This window comes from Mesorhizobium sp. Ca11, assembly GCF_020165275.1.
GTDB lineage: Bacteria > Pseudomonadota > Alphaproteobacteria > Rhizobiales > Rhizobiaceae > Mesorhizobium.
Map to the genome: position 1 here is coordinate 1 of NZ_JAIUHU010000013.1, position 25665 is coordinate 25665.

The 25665-nt window shown below is 64.0% G+C and carries 20 protein-coding genes and 1 pseudogene; 7 read left to right on the forward strand and 14 right to left on the reverse strand.

Annotated features, from left to right (window positions below):
- Nucleotides 1-100: 100 nt before the first annotated feature.
- Nucleotides 101-932 (reverse strand): annotated as a pseudogene (locus LB538_RS21495) (GyrI-like domain-containing protein).
- 148 nt (nt 933-1080) lie between these two features.
- On the opposite strand from LB538_RS21495, the gene LB538_RS21500 reads away from it, so the two are divergent.
- A complete protein-coding gene (locus LB538_RS21500) occupies nt 1081-2574 on the forward strand; it encodes a winged helix-turn-helix domain-containing tetratricopeptide repeat protein (RefSeq protein ID WP_224529340.1) in 1494 nt (497 codons plus the stop codon).
- Nucleotides 2575-2691: 117 nt separating this feature from the next.
- On the opposite strand, the gene LB538_RS21505 is transcribed toward LB538_RS21500, so the two are convergent.
- The 6 genes from LB538_RS21505 to LB538_RS21530 all read right to left on the reverse strand — a co-directional run bounded on the left by LB538_RS21505 (nt 2692) and on the right by LB538_RS21530 (nt 9762).
- Nucleotides 2692-3024: a hypothetical protein gene (locus LB538_RS21505; RefSeq protein ID WP_224529338.1), complete on the reverse strand. Its 333-nt coding sequence runs from the start codon at nt 3022-3024 to the stop codon at nt 2692-2694.
- Nucleotides 3025-3051: 27 nt separating this feature from the next.
- Nucleotides 3052-3465: a hypothetical protein gene (locus tag LB538_RS21510; RefSeq protein WP_224529336.1), complete on the reverse strand. Its 414-nt coding sequence runs from the start codon at nt 3463-3465 to the stop codon at nt 3052-3054.
- A gap of 72 nt (nt 3466-3537) precedes the next feature.
- A complete protein-coding gene (locus tag LB538_RS21515) occupies nt 3538-6642 on the reverse strand; it encodes an efflux RND transporter permease subunit (RefSeq protein ID WP_263482480.1) in 3105 nt (1034 codons plus the stop codon).
- A 113-nt stretch (nt 6643-6755) separates the two neighbouring features.
- Complete coding sequence (locus LB538_RS21520; protein ID WP_224551752.1) at nt 6756-8336, reverse strand: FAD-dependent monooxygenase; 1581 nt, start codon at nt 8334-8336, stop codon at nt 6756-6758.
- Nucleotides 8337-8338: 2 nt separating this feature from the next.
- Entirely contained in the window at nt 8339-9478 is a 1140-nt protein-coding gene (locus LB538_RS21525; protein WP_224529331.1) for an efflux RND transporter periplasmic adaptor subunit, read from the reverse strand.
- Complete coding sequence (locus LB538_RS21530) at nt 9475-9762, reverse strand: hypothetical protein (protein WP_224529328.1); 288 nt, start codon at nt 9760-9762, stop codon at nt 9475-9477. Before LB538_RS21530 ends, LB538_RS21525 begins: the two co-directional genes overlap by 4 nt.
- Nucleotides 9763-9926: 164 nt before the next feature.
- On the opposite strand from LB538_RS21530, the gene LB538_RS21535 reads away from it, so the two are divergent.
- The 3 genes from LB538_RS21535 (at nt 9927) to LB538_RS21545 (ending at nt 13508) form a co-directional block, all read left to right on the forward strand.
- A complete protein-coding gene (locus tag LB538_RS21535; protein ID WP_095767923.1) occupies nt 9927-10403 on the forward strand; it encodes a MarR family winged helix-turn-helix transcriptional regulator in 477 nt (158 codons plus the stop codon).
- The gene (locus LB538_RS21540; RefSeq protein ID WP_095767876.1) at nt 10400-11596 is read left to right on the forward strand and encodes an HlyD family secretion protein; all 1197 of its coding nucleotides are present in this window, start codon (nt 10400-10402) and stop codon (nt 11594-11596) included. The genes LB538_RS21535 and LB538_RS21540 overlap by 4 nt, the downstream gene beginning before the upstream one ends.
- A 379-nt stretch (nt 11597-11975) precedes the next feature.
- Nucleotides 11976-13508 (forward strand): DHA2 family efflux MFS transporter permease subunit, encoded by a 1533-nt coding sequence (locus tag LB538_RS21545; protein ID WP_224529326.1) that lies wholly within the window; start codon nt 11976-11978, stop codon nt 13506-13508.
- Nucleotides 13509-13538: 30 nt separating this feature from the next.
- On the opposite strand, the gene LB538_RS21550 is transcribed toward LB538_RS21545, so the two are convergent.
- Nucleotides 13539-14045, reverse strand: coding sequence for a CAP domain-containing protein (locus LB538_RS21550; RefSeq protein ID WP_224529324.1), 507 nt, complete (start codon nt 14043-14045; stop codon nt 13539-13541).
- Nucleotides 14046-14213: 168 nt separating this feature from the next.
- Here LB538_RS21550 and LB538_RS21555 point away from each other — a divergent pair, with 168 nt between their 5' ends.
- Complete coding sequence (locus LB538_RS21555; protein ID WP_224529322.1) at nt 14214-15038, forward strand: DUF2189 domain-containing protein; 825 nt, start codon at nt 14214-14216, stop codon at nt 15036-15038.
- Between the two features lie 223 nt (nt 15039-15261).
- On the opposite strand, the gene LB538_RS21560 is transcribed toward LB538_RS21555, so the two are convergent.
- The 3 genes from LB538_RS21560 to LB538_RS21570 all read right to left on the reverse strand — a co-directional run bounded on the left by LB538_RS21560 (nt 15262) and on the right by LB538_RS21570 (nt 20111).
- Nucleotides 15262-15894 carry a LysE family translocator gene (locus LB538_RS21560; protein ID WP_224529320.1) on the reverse strand — a complete coding sequence of 211 codons (633 nt, stop codon included), beginning with the start codon at nt 15892-15894 and terminating at the stop codon, nt 15262-15264.
- 159 nt (nt 15895-16053) lie between these two features.
- Nucleotides 16054-18027 (reverse strand): TadE/TadG family type IV pilus assembly protein, encoded by a 1974-nt coding sequence (locus LB538_RS21565; protein ID WP_224529318.1) that lies wholly within the window; start codon nt 18025-18027, stop codon nt 16054-16056.
- Between the two features lie 200 nt (nt 18028-18227).
- Nucleotides 18228-20111, reverse strand: coding sequence for a pilus assembly protein (locus LB538_RS21570; protein ID WP_224529315.1), 1884 nt, complete (start codon nt 20109-20111; stop codon nt 18228-18230).
- A 307-nt stretch (nt 20112-20418) separates the two neighbouring features.
- Between LB538_RS21570 and LB538_RS21575 the strand changes: the two genes are divergently transcribed.
- Both LB538_RS21575 and LB538_RS21580 read left to right on the forward strand, forming a co-directional pair.
- Nucleotides 20419-21279 (forward strand): TIGR01459 family HAD-type hydrolase, encoded by an 861-nt coding sequence (locus LB538_RS21575; RefSeq protein WP_140840837.1) that lies wholly within the window; start codon nt 20419-20421, stop codon nt 21277-21279.
- 32 nt (nt 21280-21311) lie between these two features.
- Nucleotides 21312-22295, forward strand: a complete 984-nt coding sequence (locus LB538_RS21580) for a bifunctional riboflavin kinase/FAD synthetase (protein ID WP_224529312.1) — start codon at nt 21312-21314, stop codon at nt 22293-22295.
- Nucleotides 22296-22452: 157 nt separating this feature from the next.
- Here the strand turns inward: LB538_RS21580 and LB538_RS21585 are convergent, their stop codons facing one another.
- The 3 genes from LB538_RS21585 to LB538_RS21595 all read right to left on the reverse strand — a co-directional run bounded on the left by LB538_RS21585 (nt 22453) and on the right by LB538_RS21595 (nt 25583).
- The gene (locus tag LB538_RS21585) at nt 22453-23007 is read right to left on the reverse strand and encodes an HdeD family acid-resistance protein (RefSeq protein WP_224529292.1); all 555 of its coding nucleotides are present in this window, start codon (nt 23005-23007) and stop codon (nt 22453-22455) included.
- A 183-nt stretch (nt 23008-23190) separates the two neighbouring features.
- On the reverse strand, nt 23191-24618 hold the full coding sequence (locus LB538_RS21590; protein ID WP_224529290.1) for a glycosyltransferase family 4 protein: 1428 nt from the start codon (nt 24616-24618) through the stop codon (nt 23191-23193).
- Nucleotides 24618-25583: a glycosyltransferase gene (locus tag LB538_RS21595; RefSeq protein WP_224529286.1), complete on the reverse strand. Its 966-nt coding sequence runs from the start codon at nt 25581-25583 to the stop codon at nt 24618-24620. Before LB538_RS21595 ends, LB538_RS21590 begins: the two co-directional genes overlap by 1 nt.
- Nucleotides 25584-25665: the final 82 nt, after the last annotated feature.

A 25665-nucleotide genomic window follows, 5' to 3' on the forward strand; every position in this document is an offset into this window, starting at 1 on the left:
ATCGCCCACCAAGCACAACAGACTTCGCGGCCAAAACCCCTCTGCGAGCCTGTTCTCGCTAACTGCGCAACAGGCCCACAGGGGGGAGAAGAGAAAACCATCACCCCTTGACCGGCACCCAGATCTCCAGCCCGCCATTGCCGGTGCGGGCATCGAATTCGGGCCCGTAGCGCTCGAACTCGGGCGCGTCGGCGATCTCGTGGCCGGAGGCCGGCAGCCAGCTGTTCCAGATGGTGTTGACGGTGCGGCGGATGGTCGAGATGTGCTCGCGATGCGAGAATACCGCATATTTCTGCGCCGGCACCCGCACGCGTTGGAAATTTTTCGGCAGGTCGGAGAAGTCCGTCACCTCGACGCCGGCGATGTAGTCGAAATTGCCGGCGTCGTCGCCGTTGACGCAGACGCCGTAGGCGACATCGCCGATCTCACCCGGAATGTTGCCGATATAAGGGGTGAAGCGCTGCCACTGCATCGGGATGCCGGCGCTGGTCTCGCAGCTGTAGCGCTCGCCAAGCCCGGCGACGAGGAAGGGGCGGCTGGTCTCGAAGCGCGGCGGCTCGAGTGTGGTGAGAAGCGAACTGTCCATCAGAATGGGCTCCACGAGGTCGAGGTTTTCGGTCGAGCCTTGCGCGCACCAGCTCCGGCGTGGTGCCGAATTGCTCGCGAAAAGCCCGCGTGAACGCCTCATGCGAGCCGTAGCCGGTATCGAGCGCGACCGAGAGGATGTCGCGCGCGCCGCCGGCCAGCTTGCGCGCCGCTTCGCTGAGCCGCCGCGCTCGCATATAACCCATCACCGATCGTCCCGTGGCCGCGCCGAAGGCGCGCGTCACATGGAAGCGCGACACGCCGCTGCTTGCCGCTATCTCGTCGAGGCTGATGGCGTCGGGCAAGTGGCTTTCGACAAACCATAGCGCCTTCTCGGTCGGGTTCATGGCTCCTCGCATTTGGCGGGACGATACTAGCCCTACGCCGCCGGCCAGTTTGATCGAAATTGCGCTCTGGGCAATAATGGTGATGTGCGAGCCGGGTCGAGCGGGAAGGGCTGACATTGTGCACGATAGGCGGGAAGGGGTGTTCCCGATGACGACGGCGACGGCCGATCAGGTGTTCCGGTTTGGCGGGTTCACGCTCGACCTTGCCATGGGTACGCTGAGCGGCGTCAACGAGCCGCTGTTCCTGCGCCCGAAAGCCTATGCGCTGCTGTCGCATCTTGCCCGCAACATGGGCCGCGTCGTGCCGAAATCGGAACTGATGGATGTCGTCTGGCCGGGCGTCTACGTCACCGAGGATTCGCTGACGCAATCGGTACGCGAAATTCGCAAGGTGCTGGGCGAGGATATGGTGCGCACCATCTCCAAGCGCGGCTACATGCTTGCCGCCGAGGCCGAAGCCGCGCCCGAGATCAGTTCGCAGCCGATCGTGGCCGTCGTGCGCTTTCGTAACGATAGCGGCGATCCGGCCGACGAGGCGATGGTCGACGGCTTTGCCGAGGACCTGATCAACGGCGTAGCGCGGTTTGGCACGGTCACGGTCCTGGCGCGCAATTCGAGCTTCTCTTTCACCTCCTTCGGCCGCGCCGAGTGGCCGCAGATCCGCGCCCGCATCGGCGCCGACTATCTGGTCGAGGGGTCGCTGCGTCGGCAGGGCGAGCATGTCGTGGTGGCCGTCAGCCTTGTCGACATCGCCAGCGCCAGACAGCTCTGGGGCGACCGCTACCAGTCCCAAGGAGCCGGGCTGTTTGCCATCGAACGCGAGATCGTCGAGCAGATCGTCAGCCGCCTGGTGACGCGGGTCACCAATGCCGGGCTGGAGCGAGCTTCACGCAAGCCGGTGACCAGCCTCGCCGCCTACGAGCTTCTGCTGCGCGGTTTTGCGCTGTTGCGCGATCCGGCTCAGACCGACCAGCGCGGCGCCGAGGCCTTGTTCGAGGCGGCGATCGCCAAGGACCCGAATTACGGGCTTGCCTACTCCTATCTCGCTTTGGCGCGCTCGCTGGACGGGGAGTTCGGGCGCGCCAACGATGCCGTGCTGGAGAACGCGCGCGACCTTGCCGACAAGGGCCTGGCCTTGTCGCCCGATCAGCCGACCGGCCATCGCGTGCAGTCCCTGATCCGCCTCTATATGCGCGATCACGAGGCGGCCGAGCATCACATGCGCATCGCGCTTGAGCTCAACCCCTATGACGCCGACAGCATCGAGCAGATGGGAATGCTGCTCACCATGCGCGGCCGGCCGCTAGAAGCGCTGACCTGGCTGGCCCGCGGCATTCGCATCGATCCCTTGCATCCGCACTGGTACCAGTTCGACCGCGCGCTGGCGCTTTATATGATGGGGGAGTACCGGCAAGCGGCAGAGGCGCTGGAATTGGCAACGCGCCCGGCGCCCTGGATCCGCACGCGGCTGGCGGCCTGCTATGCCCAGATGGGAGATATGGAGAAGGCGCGTCGGCAGATCGCCCTCGTCGACGAGGGCGCTCCGTTCTCGCCGCTCGACTATGCGTTGCGCGGCGTTCCGTTCGAAAGCCAGGCGGATGCTGAGCATCTCGCCGAAGGCGTTAGGCTTGCCCTCGGCTAAATGCATGTCGCTCAGACGTGCAGCGGTTCCGAGACAACGTGCACCAGAACAAAGACCTAAAGCGCGTCGCGTGACTCCGTTTCAGCGCAACGCGCTTTAGGTCGTGCTCGGGACCAATCAATCGGTCACGACCACGATGTAGCGGCCCTGATAGGCGCGGTAGTAGGTGCCGCCGCAGCGCCAGACGTCAAAACCGTTGACCTTGGTACGGACGCAGCCGGCGGGGAGCGTCGCGACCCAGGCTGTCGTATGCCGCAGCACGCGCCAGGTGGTGGTGCGGCGGGCAACGCCCGCTGCGCTGTGCGGCGTCCAGGGCGCGCCGATTCGTGCCTCGGCAGTACTGACCAGCGACAGGGCCGGAACGGCGCTGCCGACGATCTCGACGGCGGTGATCGCGAGGGCGAGCAACGCTGCCGCCGAACGGCATTTCCTGAGGGATTTCATAGGCATGTTGGTTTCTCCAGATGTTGGTGAGGTCTAGTGGGAGGATGCAGCGGCAAGCCGGGCCGAACCCGCCAATGCCGCCAGGTGAGCAACCACGAACAGCCAGTGCGCCGCGGTTGTGAGGTAGCCGACGACGAGCACGTCGGCGGCGATGAAGAACTGCCAGAACAGAAGGTTCGCCGTTCCGAGCAGCACATGCACGGCAGCCATCACGGCATGCCAGATGCGGGAGTAGGCGATACGCCAGAGCGTCACGCCGATGATCAAGGCGAGCCCATGCGCTTCGATAAAGCCGATGCCGGTGCCGGGCGCGTTGTTGAGCAGCACGGCCTCGGCGCCGCGGCCGAGGAAGGAGCCGGCGATGTCGGTGGCGAGCCCGCCGACCGATGCGAGGATCAGGAAGCCGGCGTTGAAGCGAACCAGAAGATTGCCAAAGAAGGGTGTCATGATCGTTCCTTTCCGTGTTGGATGAAGGGTCGCCACTGCGGCATCCGCCGTGGCTGTTGGAGGAAGCGCCGGTCAGGCCGCCAGCGGTTGGGGCTCGGCGGCGGCCGTGGTCGGCTCGGCCGCAGGAGCGCTCTCGACCGGCGCCTTGATGCCGAACCAGGTGACGTAGAGCGTCGGCAGAAAGACCAGCGTCAGCACGGTCGCGACCAAAAGGCCGCCCATCACGGCATAGGCCATCGGCCCCCAGAACACGGTTGGCGCGATCGGGATCATGCCGAGAATGGCGGCCGCCGCCGTGAGCAAGATCGGCCGCAAGCGATGCGTGGTGGCGCTGATCACCGCCGCCCAGGGTTCCTCGCCTGCGGCGATATGCTGGTCGATCTGCGCGATCAGAATGACCGAGTTGCGGATCACCATGCCGATCAGCGACATCACACCGAGGATCGCGACGAAGCCCATCGGTGCTCCCGACAGAAGCAGCGCGCCGGCGACGCCGATGAGAGCCAGCGGAGCGGTGAGCAGCACCAGCACCAGGCGCTGGAAGCTCATCAACTGGATCATCAGCACGGTGGCCATGATGAACAGCATCAGCGGGAAGACCACGAAGATGCTGGCCTGCGCCTTGGCGCTGTCCTCGATCACGCCGCCCTGCTCGACGCTGTAGCGCGCCGGCAACTGCGCCTCGAAGGTGGCAATGGGGCTCGCTAGCCGCTTCGACACGGTGGTGGCGTTCTCGCCAGGTGCGACGTCGGCCTGGACGGTCACGGTCGGCAGGCGGCCGCGGCGCCAGATCAGCGGCGGCTCGGTCTGGTAGCTGAGCTTCGCGACCTGTTCGAGCGGCACCCGGCGTCCGCCCGAAGCGCCGATCGTCAGACCGCGCAGCGTGTCAATGCTGGCGCGTTCACTGTCCACGGCACGTGCGACAATGTCGACGAGATAGGTGTCGTCGCGCATCTGCGTGATCTTGGAGCCGGACAGCACTGCGTTGATCGTCTCCGACAGCTGCTGCGAGGAGATGCCCAGCGCGCGCGCACGATCCTGGTCGACATCCACCTTGATCACCTTGGCCGGCTCGTTCCAGTCGTAGTTGATGTTGCGCACGGCGGCATCGCTGCCCAGCACCTGCGCGAACTGCTGCGCGAGGCTGCGCGTCTTGTCCGGGTCCGGACCGCTGACGCGGAACTTCAGCGGCCAGCCGACCGGCGGGCCGAGCTCCAGCGGCGTGACGCGGGCCATAACGTCGTCGAAGCCGGTCGACAGCTTTTTCTCCAGCCGGTCGATGACCGCCTGGCGTACGGCGTGGCCCCTGGTGACGACCACGGCCTGGGCGAAGAAGTCGTTGGCGAGCTGCGCGTCAAGCGGCAGGTAAAAGCGCACCGCGCCCTGGCCGACATAGAAGCTCCAGTGGTCGATATCTGGATCGGCGGCGAGCAGCTTCTCGACGCGCTCGACCACGGCATCCGTCGACTTGATCGAAGCAGTGCGCGGCAAAGTGAGGTCGAGCATGACCTCGGGCCGGTCGGACTTCGGGAAGAACTCCTGGCCGACGAAGCCCATCGCCACGACGGAGAGCGCGAACAGTCCGGCCGTCGCCGACAGCACCAGCCACTTCGCCCGCATCGCCATTTCGAGCAGCGCCTGGAAACCGCGGGCGATGCGCGAGGGATGATTGCTGCCACCATGACCCTTTATGCGATCGGGCAGCAGGAAGACTCCGGTCAGCGGTGTGAACAGCACCGCAACCACCCAGGATACAACGAGCGCGATCGCTACGACAGCGAACAGCGAGAAGCAGTATTCGCCGGCGCCGCTCTTGGCGAAGCCGACCGGCACGAAGCCGGCGATCGTCACCAGCGTGCCGGTGAGCATCGGGAAGGCGGTCGAGGTGTAGGCATAGGTGGCGGCCGAGATCTTGTCGTAGCCTTCCTCCATACGCGCGATCATCATCTCGACCGCGATCATCGCATCGTCGACCAGCAGGCCGAGCGCGATGATCAGCGCGCCGAGCGAGATGCGCTGCAGCGAGATGCCGAAATACTCCATGGTGACGAAGGTGATCGCCAGAACCAGCGGGATGGCGACCGCCACGACGACGCCGGGACGCCAGCCGAGCGCCAGCAGCGAGACGGCGAGCACGATGGCGATCGCCTCGCCGAGGCTCTTGGTGAACTCGCCGACGGATTCTTCCACCACATGCGACTGGTCGGCGACCAGGCCGAGTTCGGCGCCGAGCGGCAGCTCGCCCTCCATTTCATGCATCTTCTCCTTGACCGTCTCGCCCAGCGCCAGCGCGTCGCCGCCCGAAGTCATCGAGATGGCGATGCCGACCGCCGGCTTGCCGTTGAAGCGGAACATCGGCTGCGGCGGGTCGGAATAGGCGTGCTTGACCTCGGCGACGTCGCCCAGCCGGAAGTAATGGCCGTTGGCATAGAAGTTGATCGCCTTGAGGCTTTCCTCGGAGGTGAAGCTGCCCGAGACGCGGATGGCGATGCGCTCGGGGCCGGCATCGACCGTGCCGCTCGGCGTCAGCGCGTTCTGCGCCTGCAGCGCCTGCGACAGCGTGCCGACATCGAGGCCGAGCGCCGCCACCTTCTGCGTCGAGAATTCGAGATAGATCTTCTCGTCCTGCTGGCCGATGAGGTCGACCTTGGCGACATCTTTCACCCCCAGCAGCCCGGCCCGCAGGCTGGTGGCGAGATCCTTCAACTCGCGATGGCTGAGGCTGTCGGAGGTGAGCGCATAGATCAGCGAATACGTGTCGCCGAACTCGTCGTTATAGAACGGGCCCTGCACGCCTGACGGCAGCGTCGGCTTGATGTCGTCGAGCTTCTTGCGCACCTGGTACCAGAGCGGCTGCACCTGGTCGGCGGCCACCGTGTCCTTGAGGTTGACGAAGACGACGGATTCGCCGGGTTTCGTGTAGCTCTTGACGTAATCGAGGTCCGGCAGTTCCTCGAGCTTCTTCTCGATGCGGTCGGTGATCTGCTCCACTGTGTCGTTGGTGCTGGCGCCCGGCCACATCGTCTTCACCACCATGGTTTTGATGGTGAAGGGCGGGTCTTCTTCGCGGCCGAGGCCGCGATAGGCGTAGAGGCCGGCAAGTGCGGCCGCGATCATCAGATAGACGATGAAGCTGCGGTGGCGCAGCGCCCATTCGGAAAGATTGAAGCTGGTCATGATGCGGTTCCTTTTCAGGGCGCGCGCAAGCGCGCTCCGCCGGCGCTTGCCGGCTGGCCAAAACAAATGACGGTTTGGGTAGTCAGCGCCCGCCGCTCGGGCACCGTCGCAATTCAGGCCAGGCTGTGCATGGTGCCCGGCACACGGTAGGGCGCGCGTTCGGCGGTCCTCGGTCGGATGGCGAGGCCGGCGAGATAGCGCTGGAAAACGGCGGCTTCCTGAACCGGCGAGGCGAGCGCGACATGGCCGTCCGGCCTCACCAGATGGGCTGCGTCGCGCTGTAGCCCGGCTTTCCCGGCTGCGTCGGTCCAAGCGAAGGCATGCACTGCAATTCCTGTCGGTGCGAGCATCGCCCGGAAATCGCAATTGACCTCGCCATAAACATGGATCTGCCAGTCGAGCGACCGCAGCGGCTCGAAATTGTCGCCGCCCGCGCCGATGATGTTGCAAGCGACATAGGGCAGGCGATCGCCGCCGCTGACCTTGCCCGCCACCCCCGAGCTGATCGGCCCGGCGCGATACTGGATCGCCGCCTGCGAGATCACGCCGAAGAAGGCGCGCGAGCCGATCGACGTGTGCAGGGCGATGTTCAGGATCTTCGGCATCAGGTAGCGCCGGAACAGGCCGACGAGCCGCGAGCGGCTGGTGATGAAACGGAAAGCGGTGTCGGTGCTCTCGATCAGCTTGTGCGCGAAGGCAATGCGTTCCGGTTCGTAGCTGTTGAGCAGGCGCGCATCGGCCCGGCCCTGTACGACCGCCGCGAGCTTCCAGGCGAGGTTCACCGCATCGCCCATGCCGGTGTTCATGCCCTGGCCGCCGGCCGGGCTGTGGATGTGGCCGGCATCGCCGGCGAGGAAGACGCGGCCGACGCGGAAGCGCTCGGCGACCCGGTGATGGACGCGGTAGGTCGAGAACCAGTTGACCTCGTCGACCTTGACGCCGGTGTCGCGCTCGACATCGGCGCGGATCGCCTCGAAGCTGATCGTCTCGTCGGCTTCATGCGCCTTCGGCACGATGCCAATCAGCCGGACCGAACCGGACTGCCGCACCGGCATGACGATTGCGAAGCCGTAGGTGCTGATCGTCGTGTCCATGCCGTTGCGGGTGATATCGCCGCTACCTTTCACGTCTGCGACGTAGAAGGACTGCTCGTAGGTGCCACCGGGGAAGCCGATGTTCAGCCCGTGGCGCACCGCGCTGCGGGCGCCGTCGCAGCCTGCGAGATAGGCGGTGCTGACGGTCTCGATCCGGCCATTCCTGCTCAGCGTGGCGATGACCGCCTCGCCCTTGTCCTGGAAAGCGACGAGCTCCGTATTGCGCTCGATCTCGACGCCGGCGCGCTCTAGATGCGTGATCAGCACGCGCTCGTGGATGTCCTGCGGCAGCGCGAAGGCGAAGGAGTAAGGGCTGATGCCGCGGCCGAAATCCGACAGCGGCAGCCTGGCGGCGACGCCGGCCGGCGTGTGCACGGTAAGCCGCTCGAGCTTCACGCCTGCCGCCAGCACGTCGTCGACGATGCCGATCTGGCGGTGGAACTCCAGCGTGCGCGCCTGGACGGCCAGCGCCCGCGAGGTTTCGCCGGGAGCGGCGGCCTTGTCGAAGATGCGCACCGGCACGCCGAGCCTGGTCAGCCACAGCGCGAGCGTCAACCCTGTCGGGCCGGCACCGGCGATGAGGACCTTTGCCTTGGACATGGTCATTTTCCTTCTCCCTCGATGATACGAACTTTTTCGTGCTCCCGCAGCCGGTTCACGCCGGCGGTGACGACCATATCGCCCTTGGCGAGCCCGTTGCTGACCACCACGCGGTCCGTCTCGTAGCGGGCGACCGTGATGGGCTTGAGTTCGACAGCGGACGAAGAGGTGACAACCCAGACTGCCGGCTTGCCGTCCTTGTCGAGGAGCGCGCTGCCCGGCAGCACCATGACCGGCGCGCCACCCATCTCGGCGCGGCCGGCGACGCTTGCGCCGAAACGCATCTCGTCGGGTGCATTGTCGATCGAGACCTTCACCTGGAAGGTGCGGGTCGCGGCATCGGCCATCGGCGCGATCTCGCGGATGGTGCCGACGGCCGTGATCGCCGGATTGCTGAGTAGAGAAACGGTCACCTGCGGCGGCCGCTTGGTGTCGGGAGCGTTGGCGAAGGCGGCTTCCGCGATCGAGAACACGGCGTCGCGGCTGTCCGGATCGGCGACGCGCACCACCATCTGTCCGACATTGACTGACTGGCCGGCTTCGGCGCCGGCGGCGGTGACGATGCCGTCGAATTCCGCATGCAGCTCGGTATAGCCGAGCTGGTCCTTGGCCATATCGGAGGCAATGGTCGCCGATTTGAGCTTGGCTTGCGCCGAGCGCAGGTTCTTCAGCGTCGCGTCATAATTGGCCCGCGTCGTAAAACCCTTGGCGAGCAGCGCGCCGATGCGCGCCTCGGCGGCATTTGCCTCGACAAGTACGGCCTGCGCCGCCGCGACATCGGCCTCGGCGCTGGCGAGCCGGTTGCGATAGTCCTGATCGTCGATGCGGGCGAGCACGTCGCCCTTCTTCACCGTCGCGCCGATCTCGGCGATGCGTTCGATGAGCTTGCCGGATAAACGAAAGCCGAGGTCGCTTTCGAGCCTCGGACGGATCTCGCCGACGGCAGTGCGGGTGTCCGCGCCGAGCATCGGGGCGACCGCTATCGTCTTGACGAGCTTCGTCTCAGGCGTCGCGGGTTTGGCGTTCGAGGCCTCGCTTCTTGCGTCATGCCAGGCCATTGCGGCGCCGCCGGCAAGAACGGCGATCGATCCGGCGACAAGGCGGCGGCGCAGCGGCCTGTTGTGGAAGAGTGCGGCAATCATGTTGTCTCCATGCCCAGGTTGCGGCCGCGCTGGGAGGATGCGGCCCGGGAAATATGTTGGCTGGAGCGGGATCGGGCGTTCGCGGGCCTGTCTTTCACCAGCCCGATCTTCTTGCGGTTTCCGGCCTGGGAAATCCCGAACGGTTTCTGAAAATTTTCCGATGTTCGTCCGAGAGACAGGCTCGAAAGGATTGACGTCGGCGCTCCAAATGTATGGCGCCCTTCGATCGGCATCATCACGGGCTCGCTCGCCGCCTTCTTCGTCGTCACCATGCTGATGCGCAACCGGCCATGATCTCCTGGCCTTGGGATGGCCTACCGGCACCGACCCCTGCACGTTCATCGATCGCTAACCGTAAGGGAGCTTGCCTTGCTGCAGCGTCGATTTGCCGGCTTCTGGAACAACGCAGCCTCTTGAATAGTAAGCACGCTTATTATATATACTGCTCATGGTTTCCGACGGTATCGACAGATTAGGGTTTTTGATCCACGACGTGCAGCGCTTGATGCGCAAGCGTTTCGAGGCGCGCGCCAGTGGGTTGGGTCTTTCCTCGGCGCAATGGCGCCTGCTCGTGCGCGTTGCCAAGGAGGCGGGCGTCGCGCAGGCGCGGCTTGCCGAGCTCCTCGAAATCGAGCCGATCAGCGTCTCCCGCCTGGTCGATCGAATGGAGGAGGGCGGCTGGATCGAGCGTCGCCAGGACGCGACCGACCGGCGCGTGCGCATGATCTTTCCGACCGAGAAGGCGAACGCGGCCTATGCCGACGTCAAGAGCCTGGCCGGCGAGGTCTATGAGGAATCGCTGACCGGCGTGTCGGCGGAAGAACGCCGCGTCCTGATCCGAGTGCTGGACGCCATCGTGCAGAATTTGACGGACGCCGAAACGTCCCTGGAAAAGATGAAGAATACGGAAGGGGCAGCAGCATGAACGCGGCAGCCAAGATAGAAGACGACAACGTCACCAAGCTTGCGCCGGCGCAGCCGGTCGCTGAAGCACCGGCCCAGCCGGCGGCCGCTCCGGTTGCGGCGGCTGCCGAACCGCGGCTCGCTCCGGCGCCGAAGAAGAAGCGCCGCCCCGGACGCTTCCTGTTGATGGTCGCCCTGCCGCTGGCCCTGCTTGCCGGCGGCGCGTATGTCTGGATCACGGGCGGCCGCTATCAGGAAACCGAGAACGCCAACCTGCAGCAGGCCAGGATTTCGGTCGCCTCCGACACGGCCGGCCGTATCGTGCAGGTCGGCATAGCCGACAACCAGCTGGTCAAGCAGGGCGACCTTCTCTTCGTCATCGACCCCGAGCCTTACAAGATTGCGCTCGCCCAGGCCGATGCGGCGGTCGCCGCCGCGCGCCTCAATGTCGAGCAGCTGCGCGCCGCTTACAGCCAGGCGATGGCGCAGGAAAAGTCCGCCTCCAGCGAGGTCGACTATGCGCAGTCGCAATATGGCCGCGCCGCCGATCTCGCGCAGAAAGGCATCAACGCCAAGTCGTCGCTCGACGAGGCCCGCAACGATCTCGACAAGGCCAAGCAGCAGCTCGCCGTCGCACAGCAGGGCATCGTCAGCGCCAAGGCAGCGCTCGGTGGCAATCCGGATATCGAGACCGACAAGCATCCGACCGTGATGGCGGCGCTCGCCGCGCGCGACAAGGCCGCCTACGATCTGGCGCAGACGACGGTCAAGGCGCCGGCGGACGGCATCGTCTACCAGGCCGCGTCGTTCAAGGTCGGCCAGTATGTCGGCGTCGGCACGCCGCTGTTCGCCTTGGTCGAGACGGGCGACACCTGGATCGACGCCAATTTCAAGGAGACCCAGCTCACCAACATGAAGCCGGGCCAGAAGGCCGAGATCGTCGTCGACACCTATCCGGGCCGCACCTTCGAGGCGACCGTGAAAGCCATCGGCGCCGGGACGGGCGCGGAGTTTTCGCTGCTGCCCGCGCAAAACGCCACCGGCAACTGGGTCAAGGTCACGCAGCGCATCCCCGTGCGCCTGGAATTGACCGACCCCGACGCCAAGATGGCGTTGCGCACCGGCATGAGCGCCACCGTCACCGTCGATACCGGCGTGGCGCGCGGCCTGCCGTCGATCTTCGGTCACGCCACGGCAGGGGAGCAGGCGCGGTAAGACAGCGAGCCCGTCGCGATCCGGCGGGCATTGAGGGGATTGGTCTGGTGGAGACGTGGCAAGGGATCAGCAAGGTAAGCCGCATGGCGGCTCGTTCGAAAGCTGAGGCCCGGCCACGGACCCGTTGGTCCTCAGGTTTCCGGGCGGCAGGCATCCGCTCCAACAGAGACTTTCAGTCGATGTAACCCCCACATCGATAGTCGCGTCCCACCGCGATGAAGGTCTCTCAACGAAGGCTTTGCCGCCCGGAAACCTAGAGCCGGATGATTTCGGGCCTGTTCGACCTGAAATCTGAACCCGCCTCTAAATCAAAACGCATGATACTTTTCGGCATCATGCTAACGTACATGTTTTTGTTACCTGCTGGAAGTTCAGCATCATGAGCACGCCCGAACCTTTCAAGGAAGTGCCGCACCGCGGACTGATCACAGTCGCGCTGATGCTGGCGACGATCATGCAGGCGCTCGATACCACGATCGCAAACGTCGCGCTGCCGACCATGACCGGCGACCTCGGCGCCTCGCCCGACAACATCAACTGGGTGCTGACCTCCTATATCGTGGCGGCGGCGATCATGACGCCAGTTACCGGCTGGCTCGCCGACAGGCTCGGCCGCAAGGAGCTGTTCCTCACCGCCGTCGTCGGCTTCACCATCTTCTCCATGCTCTGCGGTCTTGCCTGGAGCCTCGAGACCATAGTGCTCTTCCGCCTGCTGCAGGGCGTGTTCGGCGCGGCCATCGTGCCGCTGTCGCAGACATTCCTGCTCGACATCAACCCGAAGGAGCGCCATGGCCAGGCAATGGCGATCTGGGGCGCCGGCATCATGCTCGGGCCGATCCTGGGGCCGACGCTCGGCGGCTGGCTGACGGAAAACTTCAACTGGCGCTGGGTGTTCTTCATCAACCTGCCGGTCGGCATTCTCGCCTTCCTCGGCATGGCCGCCTACCTGCCCGTCATCGCCAAGCGCCTGCGCGGCTTCGACTTCTTCGGCTTCGCCATGCTGTCGCTCGGTGTCGGCGCGCTGCAGCTTCTGCTCGACCGCGGCGGCGAGGTCGACTGGTTCAACTCGGCCGAAATCTGGATCGAGCTCGCTCTGTCGCTCACCGGCTTCTGGGTGTTCATCATCCACACGCTGACGGCCGAGCATCCCTTCATCGATCCGAAGATATTCCTCGACCGCAACTTCGTGACCGGGCTGGGCTTCATCTTCGTCATGGGCGTGCTGATCCTGGCTTCGATGTCGCTGTTGCCGCCGATGCTGGCCAACATTTTCGGCTATCCGACCGTGACCATCGGCGTCGTGCTGGGTCCGCGCGGCATCGGCACGATGATTTCGATGCTGGTCGTCGGCCGCATCATGCACAGGATCGATGCCAGGATCCTTGTCGCCATCGGCTTCCTGCTCACCGCGCAGTCGCTCTATACGATGGCGAGCTTCACGCCGCAGATGGACAATTGGCTGATCCTCTCCTCGGGCGTCATCCAGGGCCTCGGCATGGGCATGGTGTTCGTGCCGCTGTCGACGGTCGCCTTCGCCACGCTCGACGCGCGCTACCGCACCGACGCCACCTCGCTGTTCAGCCTGGTGCGCAATCTGGGCTCCTCCATCGGCGTATCGGTGGTCGCGGCGCTGATGGTGCGCAACACCCAGATCAACCACACCGAGCTGTCAGCCTTCATCAATCCGTACAACCCGAATCTGTGGGCCGCTTCTCCGGCGGCCGCCGCCGGCAATCCCCTAGCACTTTCGCAGGTCGACCGCGCGGTGAATGCCCAGGCGATGATGATTTCCTATATCAACGACTTCAAGATCCTGATGGTGATGACGCTGGCCGCCATTCCTTTCGTCATTCTGCTGCGCAAGCCAAAAGCGGCACCGGCGGGCGGGGCGCCGGCCGCGCATATGGATTGATAAAGTCGCTGCTCTCAGCCGGCCGCCTTTTCAGCGGCCCAGCACCAGCGCCCAATAGCGCAACGCCGGATCGCGGCCGTCGCGCACGTAAGCCAGCCCGAAGCGGCTGAAGTCCTGATCGAGCATGTTGCGGCGGTGGCCGGCCGAATGCATCCAGATGTCGAACAGCTTCTCAAGGTCGAAGCGGCCCTCGGCGATGTTTTCGGCCGCAGCACCCCGCACGCCATTGTCCTTCATGCGCGAGGCAAAATCCTTGCCCCAGCCGGTGGTGTGGCTCATGCGCTCGCGCGAGGCCATATAGCCGGCCTGCTGCAGCGCCGCCTGTTCGAGCTGCGCGTCCGGCCTCAGCGTCGGCAGACCGGCGGAGCTGCGGATACCGGCCAACGTCGCTGTCGCGGACGAAGAGACGCCCGCGCCTTCGCCGGTCGGCACGGAGACGGTGCTGCAGGCGGTTATGCCGGCAAGCGCCACTAGGCCGGCGGCCGCGAGCAACGTGCGGCGGTTGAAATCGGGGGAGGTGGTGATCAAGGTGGTCATGCGGCCTCTGATACCGGCGATCGTGGCTTTTGCCGGGCAGGGCGATGAAAATCGCATGACGCGCGACATTCCCCGGAAGATCGGTTATCATCCCGGCGTTCTTGAAAGTGGCAGCCACGGGCGGCCACCCAGGCGGTGACCGCCCCCGGTATAAAACGGAGGACGGTTATGGCTGGTTTTCATGTCATGGCGGACGCGCGCGGGATGCATGTGCAGCCCACGGTGCGCCACATCACCACGTCGGATCTCTGGGATGCGTTGAGGCTCGGCGCCGAGGATTTCTGGGCCAAGCCGTCGCATTATGTGTTCCTGTGCCTGATCTATCCGATCGTCGGCCTGATCCTGACCCGGTGGAGCTCCGGCTCCAACGCCATCCAGCTCGTCTATCCGCTGATGTCAGGCTTCGCGCTGATCGGGCCCTTCGCGGCCATTGGCCTGTATGAGATCAGCCGCCGGCGCGAGCTCGGCATGAGCAGCCGCTGGCACCATGCGCTCGACGTGCGCCATTCGCCGGCGCTGCCGTCGATCGCGGTCATCGGCGTCCTGCTTTTCGCGCTGTTCCTGTTGTGGCTGTTCGCCGCGCAGTCGCTCTACACCAGCCTGTTCGGCGCCGAGCCGCCCGCTTCGGTCGGCGCCTTTTTGCGCGATGTGCTGACGACCGGCAGGGGCTGGACGTTGATCCTCGTCGGCAACGCCGTCGGCTTCGTTTTCGCCGCCGTCGTTTTGGCCACCACCGTCATTGCCTTTCCGCTGCTGCTTGACCGCGACGTCGGCGCCGTCTCGGCAATTGAAACCTCGGCCCGTGCCGTCATGGCCAATCCGCTGACGATGGCGCTTTGGGGTTTGACGGTCGCCGTGTTGCTGGTGATCGGCTCGATCCCGCTATTTGCCGGGCTTGCCGTCGTCATGCCGATCCTCGGCCACGCGACCTGGCATCTCTACCGCAAGGTGGTCGAGCCGGAGCAGATCCGGCCTGTACGCCGGCCGATGTAGATCGATGGCTCGCCCTTAGGGTGCGTTGAGATTCAGGTCAGGCCGAGTCGAGAATGATGGCTGTCGAGAACCGGCCTACGCCGGCCGTAGCCTTCATAGGGCAAAGACACTTATGAGGGCTTCGGCCGGCGAAGGCCGGAGCGGAGCGTACTGCCGTACGTGAGCACCGGAAGCGCAGACAGCCGTCATTCGCAGGCCGGTCTCACCTGAATATCAATGTGCCCTAGCGCTGCGCCTCGGTCGCCATCTTCAAGGCCAGGGCGGTCAGCACCGTGCCCATCATCCAGCGCTGCACGACCAGCCAGAACGGCCGCCCGGCGAGGAAATTCGCGATCGAGCCGGCCGTCACCGCAATGATGGCGTTGACGGTGAGGCTGATCGAGATCTGCGTCACGCCGAGCACCAGAAGCTGCGACAGAACATGACCCTTGGCCGGATTGATGAACTGCGGCAGCAGCGACAGGTAGAGCACAGCCACTTTCGGATTGAGCAGGTTGGTCATCAGCCCCATGACGAAGAGCTTGCGCGGCCTGTCCCTCGGCAACTCGCAGACCTGGAAGGGCGAGCGCCCGCCGGGCTTCAGCGCCTGCCAGGCGAGCCACAACAGATAGAGCGCGCCGGCGAAGCGAAGCGCGTCGTAAGCGTATGGCACGGCGAAGATGAGCGCCGTGATGCCGAACGCTGCCGAGACCACATAAAACAGGAAGCCCAGCGCCACGCCGCCGAGTGAGATCAGCCCGGCTTTCGGCCCTTGCGACAGCGAGCGCGAGATCAGGTAGATCATGTTTGGCCCAGGCGTGAGCACCATGCCGAGGCAGATCAGCGCGAAAGTGAGATGATTGGCGGCGTCGGGCATCGGAGTCTCCGGTGGCGGCGTAACAATCATCACGCGCCTCGCCGTTCCCAAGAGCATGATTGCGGGAGCTTATGCGCCAGCGCGGACAATTGGCGAAATCGGCGAAGCTGCCAATTTCCCCCTTGCGGGGGAGATCAGCAGTTTCCGCGCTGGCATACCTTACCCAACCACGCGCAAATTCGACAACTCGTTGGCAATCTCCTTGAAGTTGTCGGAGAGCGTCGCCCCAGTGGCGTTCCAGAACAGCTTGGCCGGTTTGCTTGGATCGGTAGGATCCTTGCGGAAGCGGGAATCGGAAGAGCAGGCCTTCAGCGCGGCCATCGCCTTCTGGTCGCTTGAACTGATAGACGACATGTCGAGCGCCACCGTCATCACCATGATGTTGGCCGCCTTGGCATTGTCGCACAGCTTCGCCATCTGCTCGTTCATCGCCGCGGTGTAGTTGCTCGACGAATAGTTGAACTGGCCGATGGCGCTCGACGTGCCGCCGAACAGGCGGGTGACCGATGTGCCGTTATAGCCGACGCCGGTATAGCCGTAGGCGGCATAGGTCGACTTGTTGCCGGCCGGATCGGAACTAACCGTCGAGTAGGTGTTCTCGCCGTCGGTGAGCACGATGACGACCTTGTCGTTGCCGCGCTCGGATTCCGGACGGCCTTCGGTGAAGGGTTCGGCGTTCGAAACCGTGCGCCAGCCCCAGGCCATGCCTTCGGGCACATTGGTGTTGCCGTTGGGCTGCATCAGGTCGATCGCCGCCTTGATGGCGGCAAGCCCATCTGTTTGGGTGACGTCGGTGAGCGGCGTGATCGGTGTGGTGGTGCAGCTGTAATTCGGCCCGGCGCCCGAGCTCAATACCGGAGCATTGATCGGCCGTGGCATGAAGTATTTGGCCATATTGGACTGCCTGGTCTTGCCGGTGGTGCTCGACGGATCGTCGTTCCACCAGCTGTTGGCGGCGCCATAGGTCACCGGCCTCGGTTCGTCAGGATCCTGTGTGACATACCAATGATTGCCGGGCTCGTCGGGCGCGAACATCGGCACGAACATGGTCGCCGGATCGCCGATCCCGATGCCCGTGTTGTTAGGCCCGCCGGAGGCCGGCGTGTCGTTGACATTGTAGGGATAGGGCCGCACTTCCACGCAACCCTGCCAACTGGCGAACGGCCCATAGGTGTCGTTGTAGTCGTATTCGTCGTGGCTATCCGAGCAGGTATGATTGGAACGGTACTTGTCACAGACGACGCGCTTGCTGCCGGCGATGCGTTCGTGGCTGGTGACGACCTTCATATCCCGATAGAGCTCGAAACGGGTCAGTATCTGCCCTTCCTCCGCGCCCCAACCGGTACCCTTTTTATACCAGATGCCGTTGATTTTCTGAGCGTATTTGGTGGAAGCATTCAGCGTCGACCAATCGAAATTCTCGTTGGCGATTGGCGACAGCCCGTAGGTGTCCATCCAGGAGGCATTGTCGTTGTTCGGCCCGACATTGACCGATGCCGCGAACGGCACGAGGCTGAACTGGACCGGCTTGTCGATCTGCTTGATCTGCGCCGCCTGCTGCCCCAGCGTGTCGACGAGCTGCTTGGCCGCCTGCTTGAGCAGGTCGATGCGCTTTTGTCCAGTGCCTGTGCCCGGTGTTGTCATGGAGCCCGAATTGTCGAGCACCATCGCCACTTCCAGCGTGTTCTTCAGCCGCACCTGGGAGTTCATGGCGAGGTTGATCGGCTTGTTCGCATCGACCGTGGATGCGCCGACGAGCAGCGAGGAGGACGGGTAGAAGTAAGGGTGATAGTTCAGCGTCGCGCTCATCGTGAGCAGACCGCCGCCGGCCTGGCTGGTGGGCAGCGTGATGTTGAGCGAGATGTCGGCGGGATCGATGTTGTTCAGGTTGGCGTTGAAGAAGTCGACCGCATAGGCTCTGATCTGGTCATCCGTGGCGCCTTCGGCAAGCCGCCGCGCCGCGGCGAAATTGGCGGCGTCGAGCGCGTTGAGCACCATCTGCTTCTGGCGATTGAGCTCACTGAAATCGACGGCCATCGCCACTGCTCCCATCAGCGGCACCATGGCGATAGCTGTCATGAGCGCATAGTTGCCGCGGCGGTCACGGCAGAATTGATGCCAGGATTTGCGCATTTTTATCTTGAGCGGCCCCCCGCCGGCGGATTCTCTGTCGGGCCACACTTCCACAAAACGCTGAAGGACCGGTTTGGCAAACCGCTCGATTGCTTAACGGCGGCTTCACCAGTCGCTAACCAAATCATTTCTGGTGGTGCTCTGCACGATGAAAACGCCCGCCTGGAGGGCGGGCGTCATCGATCGCTTGTTCGAGCAGATCAGCTGACGATGCGCAGGTTTGACAATTCGTTGCCGATTTCCTTGAAGTCGTCCGACAGTGACGCGCCAGTCGAATTCCAGAACAATTTCTGAGGCTTGCTCGGGTCGGCCGGATCTTTCCGGAAACGCGAGTCCGACGAGCAGGTCTTCAAGGCGTTCATCTGCGCAGCTTCGGCCGTGTTGGTGGAGTCGAGATCGAGCGCGATGGTCATAACGATGATGTTGGCCGCCTTGGCGTTGTCGCACAGCGTTGCCAGATGCTCGCTCATGGCCTTGGTGTAGTTGGCGTTCGAATAATCGCTTTTGCTGACGTTGAGGCTGGTGCCGAGGAATGGCCGGCCATAGGTGTAGGTGCTTCCGAACGGCTTGGTCTGGCTGCCGTAGGCAAGATATCCAAGCGCGGAATAGATGGCCTTGTTGCCGGAAAGATCGTTGCCGCCGCTCCTGTAGTAGGTGCCGGAGTACGACTGGGCACTCACCGAATCCGGCGTGTAATAGGTATTGGCCCCGTCGGTCAGCACAATCAGAACCTTGTCGTTGCCTCTTTGTGTTTCCGGGCGTCCCTCGGTGAAGGGCGCGGTGCTGGAAAGCGTCCGCCAGCCCCAGGCCATACCTTCCGGCACGTTGGTGGCGCCGACATCGACCATGGCGTCGATCGCGTTCTTGACCGTGGTTGCGCCGGTAGAGGTGGAGACATCGGTCAGCGGCGTGATCGCGGTCGTGCTGCAACTGGTGTTCGGGCCGGCATTGTTGCCGTAGGCGGGGGTGACCTTGGTGCCGTAGTTGAAATATTTCGGCATATATTTCTGGCGCGTCGGATTGTCGGTGCTGGACGTCACGTCGAGATGCCAGTTGTTGTTTGCGGGCCGGGAGTAGCCGTCGGTATAGTCGGTCTCGTCAGGCGCGAACATGGGCACGAACAGCGTCGCCGGCGTCGAGGTCGAGGGGGCCGTATCCTGGATATTGTACGGATAGGGACGCGACTCGACGCAGCCGCTCCAGCTCGCGATCGGCGCGTAGGTTATGTTGGACATGCAAACATTGTTCGAATCTTTGGTGCAAGCCGAAATTCGCTGCATCCATTTGTAGAGCGAGAAGCGCGTCAGCGGCTTGTCTTTTTGGGTGGGATCCCAATCGGTGCCGCGCGCATACCAGATGCTGCCGACCTTCTCGACATATCTCTGGGGCCAGGGCGAATTCCCCTGGGTCATTGTCGTCCAGTCGAAATTCTCGTGCTGGATGGGCGAGATGCCGTCTTGATCCATCCAAGCAGCATCTTTGTTTGCCGCGCCGATATTGACCGAGGCGGCGAACGGAACCAGGCTGAACTGAACCGGCTTGGAAATCTGCTTCATCAGCTGCGCTTGCCCCGACAACTGGTCGACAAGCTGCTTGGCGGCACTCTTCAGAAGGTCGAAACGTACTTGATTCGAGCCGTGGCCGAGTTCGGCCATCGAGCCGGAATTGTCGAGCACTAGCGACACTTCCAGCGTGTTCTTGAGGCGGATTTCAGATCTGGCCGAGAAGTTGACGTTCGTCTGGCCCGGCGTTCCGCCAAGCAATGCGACCGCGGCCGGCAGGAAGTAAGGTTGGTACTTCAGGGCGGCTTCGAGCACCAGCGTGCCGCCGCCCGCATTGTTGTTGGGCAAGGTGACCGTCAGCGTGGTGTTCGCCGGAAGGACGTGCCTCAGATTGGCCTCGAAAAACGTCTTGGCATAGGCCTTGGCTTCGGCGTCGGTGGCGCCGGCGACGATCTGCTGTGCCGTCGCGATGCCGGCGGCGTCCAGCGCGTTCAGCGTCTCCTGCCGCTCCCTTATGAGCTCGGTATAGTCGACCGCAAGCGCCACCCCGCCCATCAGCGGTATCATGGTGACGGCCGTCATCAAGGCATAGTTGCCTCGTCTGTCGCGTAGGAATTTGCGGATCAATGCCCTTAGCCCCCGCCAGGATCCTATAGTTTCTCGTTTAGCATGATCCAAGAATCGTTAAATTTTAGCTCCCTCGGAAGCGTCAAGACCGCACGGTCGTTTGACAGGGCATTAACCCTGTGCACCGACGCGCCGTCGAAGGCCGATGCCGGAAAGCTGGTGACAGGATGAAGCGCTTCGGTTATGCGGGATCGGCCGTGGCGTCCTCTGAACTGATGAGTGGCTGTCGCGGTCTTGTCAGGATCGAAATCAGGGACACGGCATGGCGGATTCGCCTGACATCATCGCTTCGCTCGACGATCTTGCGGGGCGCTACGCCGCCATACTGTGCGACGTATGGGGCGTCGTGCACAATGGTGAATGGCACTTTCCGGCCGCTGCCGCGGCGCTTGCAAGGGCGCGCGCGGCGAATGTGCCTGTCGTGCTCATCACCAATTCGCCGCGTCGCAGCGCCGACGTCGTCGCCCAGATGAAGGTGATCGGGGTACCGGCCGACGCCTTTGACCGCGTCGTCACTTCGGGCGACGTGACCCGCGACCTGATCGCCGAAGGACCGAGGAAGATCTTTCACATCGGTCCCGCGCGCGATTTCACCCTTTATGATGGGCTCGACGTCGATCTCGTCGAGGAATTCGAGGCCTCCGGCATCGTCTGCACCGGCCTCTATGACGACGAGGTCGAGAAGCCCGCCGACTATGCGGAAATGCTGCAGCGGCTGCGTGCGCGCAATCTGCCGTTCATTTGCGCCAATCCGGATATCCTGGTGGAGCGCGGCGAGCGCACCATCTGGTGCGCCGGCGCGCTCGCGCGAGATTACGCGCAGCTGGGTGGCCGTACGCTGATTGCCGGCAAGCCCTTCGCGCCGATCTACGATGTCGCCATGAAGGAGGTCGCCGGCCTTCTTGGCCGCGCCGTCGAGCGCAGCGAGGTCCTCGCCATCGGCGACGGCATGATGACCGACGTCAAGGGCGCGGCCGACAACGGCTTTGACGTGCTCTATGTCTCGGGCGGCATCCACGCTCGCGACTACGGCGATCCGCTCCGCCCCGATCCTGAAAGGCTGGCCGGCTTCCTTGAAAAGCACGGCTACCGGCCGGTCGCCGTCATTGCGCGTCTGCAATAGGTTGGTGGTGTGGCCATGACGGGCGCCTCGACATGAACCAAGCCTTCCAACGTCTTTCGGCGATCGCGCCGCTGCCCGCGCATCTGCGTGGCGGCGTCGTGGCGATCGGTAATTTCGACGGTGTCCATCGCGGCCATCAGTCCGTCCTGGAGCGCGCGCTGAGCGAAGCAACCCGCAGTGGCGTGCCGGCTTTGGTGCTCACCTTCGAGCCGCATCCGCGCAAGGTGTTCCGGCCACAGGTGCCGCTCTTCGTGTTGACGCCGCCGCCGATGAAGGCGCGGCTGCTCGCCGGGCTTGGCTTTGCCGCTTTGGTCGAGCAGCCGTTCACGCGCGATTTTGCCTCGCTCTCGCCTGAGGCTTTCGTGACCGATGTGCTGGAGAAGAACCTCGGCATCCGCCACGCCGTCACCGGTTTCGACTTCCATTTCGGCAAGGACCGCCAGGGCGGCCCGGCCTTTCTGATGGCAGCCGGCGAACGGCACGGCTTCGGCGTGACGCTGGTCGACGCCTTTCGCGATGAAGGCGCGGAGGTGGTTTCGTCGAGCCGCATCCGGGACCTGCTCGCCGAAGGCAAGGTGGAGGAGGCCGCCGGCCTGCTCGGCTACCGTTTCACCGTCGAGACCGAAGTGATCGGCGGCCAGCGGCTTGGCCGCACTCTCGGCTTCCCGACCGCCAATATGCGGCTTTCGCGTGAAGCGGCCTTGAAGGAGGGGATCTATGCCGTCCGCTTCCGTCGCGCTGACGGTACGCTTCATGACGGGGTCGCCAGCTTCGGCCGGCGTCCCACCGTGGACGACAATGGCGCGCCGCTGCTCGAAACCTACGTCTTCGATTTTTCCGGCGATCTTTATGGCGAGACCTGCCAGGTGTCGTTCTTCGGCTTCCTGCGGCCGGAGCTCAAATTCGATGGTCTCGACGCGCTGGTGGCGCAGATGAAACAAGACGAGGCCGAGGCGAGAGCGCTGCTCAAGGGCGTGCGCCCGCTCTCGCAACTGGATGCCGAAATCGCGTTCTAGGCTGCGTCGATATTCAGGTAATGCCGGCCTGCTAACGACGATTTCCTGCGCGTCCGGTGCTCACGTACGAAAAGTACGCTCCGCTCCGGTTCTCGGAAACCACCGTTCTCGGTCGGCCTGACCTGAATCTCAACACACCCTAGGTCGCGGCTTGCTGCTACCGCTTCAGCGCCAGCCCGATGGCGATGAAGCTCCATCCCTGGAACACCAGGTCGATCGCCAGGAAGATGCCAAGCACCCAAAGGCTGTTCACCGGCCAGCCCATGGCGATCATCAGGCCGAGCAGAATGGTGATGATGCCAGCGGCCAGCAGCCATCCCCAGCCTTGCTGCGGCCGATGATTGAAGGCCACCCAGGACCGCAAAAGCCCCGAAGCGACGAGCGCGATGGCCAATAGCAGCGTCAGCACCGCCGAGGCGAGCAACGGGTTGTCGAAGGCGAAGAAGCCGGCGACGGCGTAGAGCAGGCCGCTCAGCAGCCAGTAGAAGAAACGTCCCCAGGTCTTGACCCCGAAGGCGTGGATGATCTCGATGACACCTGCCATCAGCATCAGCCAGCCGACGACATAGACGGAAGCGACGGTGGCGATGAACAGATTGCCGAAAGCGATGCCGCCGAAGATCAGCAGCAACACGCCGAGCGCCACAAACCATCCCCATTTGGCCCGAGTCTGGCCGATCGCGTCTTTCAGAGCATCGCCTTGCAAGGTCATGATCTTTCCCTCCGATGTCGCCGCGCCGCTTGCGGGTAAAAGGAAGGTAGTCCCGATGAACTTGAGCGTCCAGCGAGCAGCGCGGCGCCAGCGAAGCGCCGCCTCGTCAGCCCACCATTTGCCGACGAACCGACTTGGCCGGCGTCGGCCGGATGACCGCGATCGGCGGGCGTGCAGAGATCGTCAACCTGGCGGCGGCTGGATTTCGTCCGGGAAGGGCGCCAGCGTAGCCTCCAGCGTCTCCCGGCCGGCCTGCCCCCAGCTTCGCGCCACGAAATCTGCGGCCTTCGCTTCGTACGGAGCACGGGCCGCGGGCGAAGTGATCCACTCCCGCATCGCGTTTTCCCATCCTTCGATGTCGAGCGGATCAAGGCAGAGCCCCGACGAGCCGACCACTTCGGCGATGGCTCCGCCCGTCGAGGCGATCAGCGCCTTGCCGTAGGCCAGCGCCTCGACAGGCGGCAGCCCATATCCCTCATAGAGAGACGGGTACACGCAGAACGCGCTGTTGCGGTAAAGAAGGGACAGCGTACCGTCATCGACGTTGTCGAGATGAACGAGGCTCTTGCCGTAGGCAGGATGGCCGTGAAGCTTGGCCAGGATGCCCTCGACCATCCAGCCGCTGCGGCCGACGAAAACCAGCTTCATGCCGCTACGCGCGACTGTTCCGTCCAGGACGAGGCGCGTCCAGACATCCATGAGCAGCGAGTGGTTCTTGCGCGGTTCGATGGTGGAAACGAAGAGGACGTAGCGATCCATCTCGAGCCCATCCGCCAGGCGGCCGTCCGCCTTCGATTTGCGGGCGCTGTCGCAGCCGAGAGGGACATGCTCCAGCTGCGGCAGGTGGATGCCGCGCTTGGCGGCATATTCCACGACATCGGTGGTGACGCGCCTCGAAGTCAGGATGAAACGGTCTGCCAGCCTCATCGCCAGATCCACATAATCCGTGAATCTCTTGACGTCGTGCGGCTTGTACCATTCGGGAAACTGGATCGGAATGATGTCGTTCAACAGCACGATCAGCTTTGCGCCGGCCAAGCGCGCCTCGCGCGAAATGACCTCGATATCGGTGTGCGCCCAGTCGTTGTTCATCAAGAGCAGATGGTCGCCGGGCGAAAGATCGTATTTGTTGCCAGCCACGGTCCTGAGCGGGACGATCCGGGCGCGTGAACCGCCCACGCCAGCGACTTGCCGCCGCTCGGTTTCCTTCATCAGCCGGTTTTCGATCCGCTCGAGGAAACGAAGCAAAGGGCTGCCGGGATTGCGCAGGCCGAACGCGCCGATTTCCATTATCAGGATCCGGCGCGGTCTGATGATCGCCATCAGCGACCGCCGTGCCCAGTTCGGCCAGCGATCGTAAAAACGCGTCTTGAAGCGGGCAGGGTCCGGGTAAAAGCTCATGTCGCACGAAATGTCGCCGGCGATGATCTCCGCCGCCATATTCGGCGAAACCTGTCTAAGCACCCGCTCGATCGGGTCGAACACCGTGAATGCCACCTCGGAGGCCTTGAATGCGGCCGCCGCGGCTGCGTAGTGGCGTTGCACGCGGACCAGGCCGACCGGGGGGCCGAGCCAGCGCACCATGCTGGAGAGATCGACGACAAGCCGCATCAGCTGGGCCGAATTCTTGCAGGGCGCGCGATCATCCTGCGCCAGGCCAGTCGAGGTCCCAGCGCAAGCGTCCTGAAGGAAGGGGCGCCGACAGCCGCAAGGAACAGCAGCTTGCAAGTGACGGCCATGGGTATGCCCGCGGTTCGCAACAGCAACTCGATGTCGCGTCTTTCCAGGCTGGAGATGCCGGCCCCTGTGGCGGCGCGCGATGCCAGAAAGCTCGCGATGGCCTGGGCGGGTTGGCTGTTGGCGTCGAACGGCTCGGTGCGATTGCGACGCAGCAGCGCCGACTGCCTGGCCAATGCCGCGGCAGCCTTCTGCTGGTCCTGCTTCATGCGCGATACCTGTCCCGGATGCGATCTCAGCTTCACGAGCCGCGCATCCATGTTGGCCAGTTTTCCGGTCTCGGAAAGCCGCAGCCAAAGATCGTAGTCCTCGGCATAGGTGAACGCCCGACGGTAGCCTCCCGCGCGCCGGACGGCCTCGGTCCGGAACATCACCGTCGGATGAAGCATCGGATTGTACCTGGCAAGCGCGTCCCGCAACTGGTCGTTGCCGGCCGGAACGTCTATCGGCCCCAACGGGTTTCCGTCCCGGTCGATCTGCAATCCCGCCGTGCCGAGCAACTGCAAATCGGCGTCGGCCTGGAAACACGCCACCTGCAGGCGCAACCTGTCGGACAGCGAGATATCGTCGCAATCCATGCGCGCGGCAAGAGGGGCCCGCGCGAGCGAAATCCCCATGTTCAGCGCATCGACGATCCCCTTGCCGTGGTTGGCGACAACTTTGACGCGGCCATCACGGTTGCCGATCGATGCCGCGATCGCGGCGCTGTCGTCGCAAGATCCGTCGTCGACAACGATGATTTCGATATCCGCCAGATCCTGGTCCAGGATGCTTTGCAGGGCCTCGCCGACATATTGCGCGCCGTCTCGCACCGGAATGATGACGCTTACTGTCGGCAATGGAACTTTCCTTGCGATGATCGGTCGCGACCGAATGGCCGTTGAATTCTCGGATGTCGGCAGCCTGGCTTCAAAATTCCAA

Excerpts from the sequence above, each read along its gene's own strand:
- LB538_RS21570 (WP_224529315.1), bottom strand. The coding sequence starts at position 20,111 with ATGACGGCCGTCACCATGATACCGCTGATGGGCGGGGTGGCGCTTGCG.
- LB538_RS21505 (WP_224529338.1), bottom strand. The coding sequence starts at position 3,024 with ATGCCTATGAAATCCCTCAGGAAATGCCGTTCGGCGGCAGCGTTGCTC.
- LB538_RS21550 (WP_224529324.1), bottom strand. The coding sequence starts at position 14,045 with ATGACCACCTTGATCACCACCTCCCCCGATTTCAACCGCCGCACGTTG.
- LB538_RS21540 (WP_095767876.1), top strand. The coding sequence starts at position 10,400 with ATGAACGCGGCAGCCAAGATAGAAGACGACAACGTCACCAAGCTTGCG.
- LB538_RS21580 (WP_224529312.1), top strand. The coding sequence starts at position 21,312 with ATGAACCAAGCCTTCCAACGTCTTTCGGCGATCGCGCCGCTGCCCGCG.
- LB538_RS21520 (WP_224551752.1), bottom strand. The coding sequence starts at position 8,336 with ATGTCCAAGGCAAAGGTCCTCATCGCCGGTGCCGGCCCGACAGGGTTG.
- LB538_RS21555 (WP_224529322.1), top strand. The coding sequence starts at position 14,214 with ATGGCTGGTTTTCATGTCATGGCGGACGCGCGCGGGATGCATGTGCAG.
- LB538_RS21535 (WP_095767923.1), top strand. The coding sequence starts at position 9,927 with ATGGTTTCCGACGGTATCGACAGATTAGGGTTTTTGATCCACGACGTG.
- LB538_RS21525 (WP_224529331.1), bottom strand. The coding sequence starts at position 9,478 with ATGATTGCCGCACTCTTCCACAACAGGCCGCTGCGCCGCCGCCTTGTC.
- LB538_RS21515 (WP_263482480.1), bottom strand. The coding sequence starts at position 6,642 with ATGACCAGCTTCAATCTTTCCGAATGGGCGCTGCGCCACCGCAGCTTC.
- LB538_RS21500 (WP_224529340.1), top strand. The coding sequence starts at position 1,081 with ATGACGACGGCGACGGCCGATCAGGTGTTCCGGTTTGGCGGGTTCACG.
- LB538_RS21575 (WP_140840837.1), top strand. The coding sequence starts at position 20,419 with ATGGCGGATTCGCCTGACATCATCGCTTCGCTCGACGATCTTGCGGGG.
- LB538_RS21585 (WP_224529292.1), bottom strand. The coding sequence starts at position 23,007 with ATGACCTTGCAAGGCGATGCTCTGAAAGACGCGATCGGCCAGACTCGG.
- LB538_RS21590 (WP_224529290.1), bottom strand. The coding sequence starts at position 24,618 with ATGCGGCTTGTCGTCGATCTCTCCAGCATGGTGCGCTGGCTCGGCCCC.
- LB538_RS21510 (WP_224529336.1), bottom strand. The coding sequence starts at position 3,465 with ATGACACCCTTCTTTGGCAATCTTCTGGTTCGCTTCAACGCCGGCTTC.
- LB538_RS21545 (WP_224529326.1), top strand. The coding sequence starts at position 11,976 with ATGAGCACGCCCGAACCTTTCAAGGAAGTGCCGCACCGCGGACTGATC.
- LB538_RS21565 (WP_224529318.1), bottom strand. The coding sequence starts at position 18,027 with ATGCGCAAATCCTGGCATCAATTCTGCCGTGACCGCCGCGGCAACTAT.
- LB538_RS21560 (WP_224529320.1), bottom strand. The coding sequence starts at position 15,894 with ATGCCCGACGCCGCCAATCATCTCACTTTCGCGCTGATCTGCCTCGGC.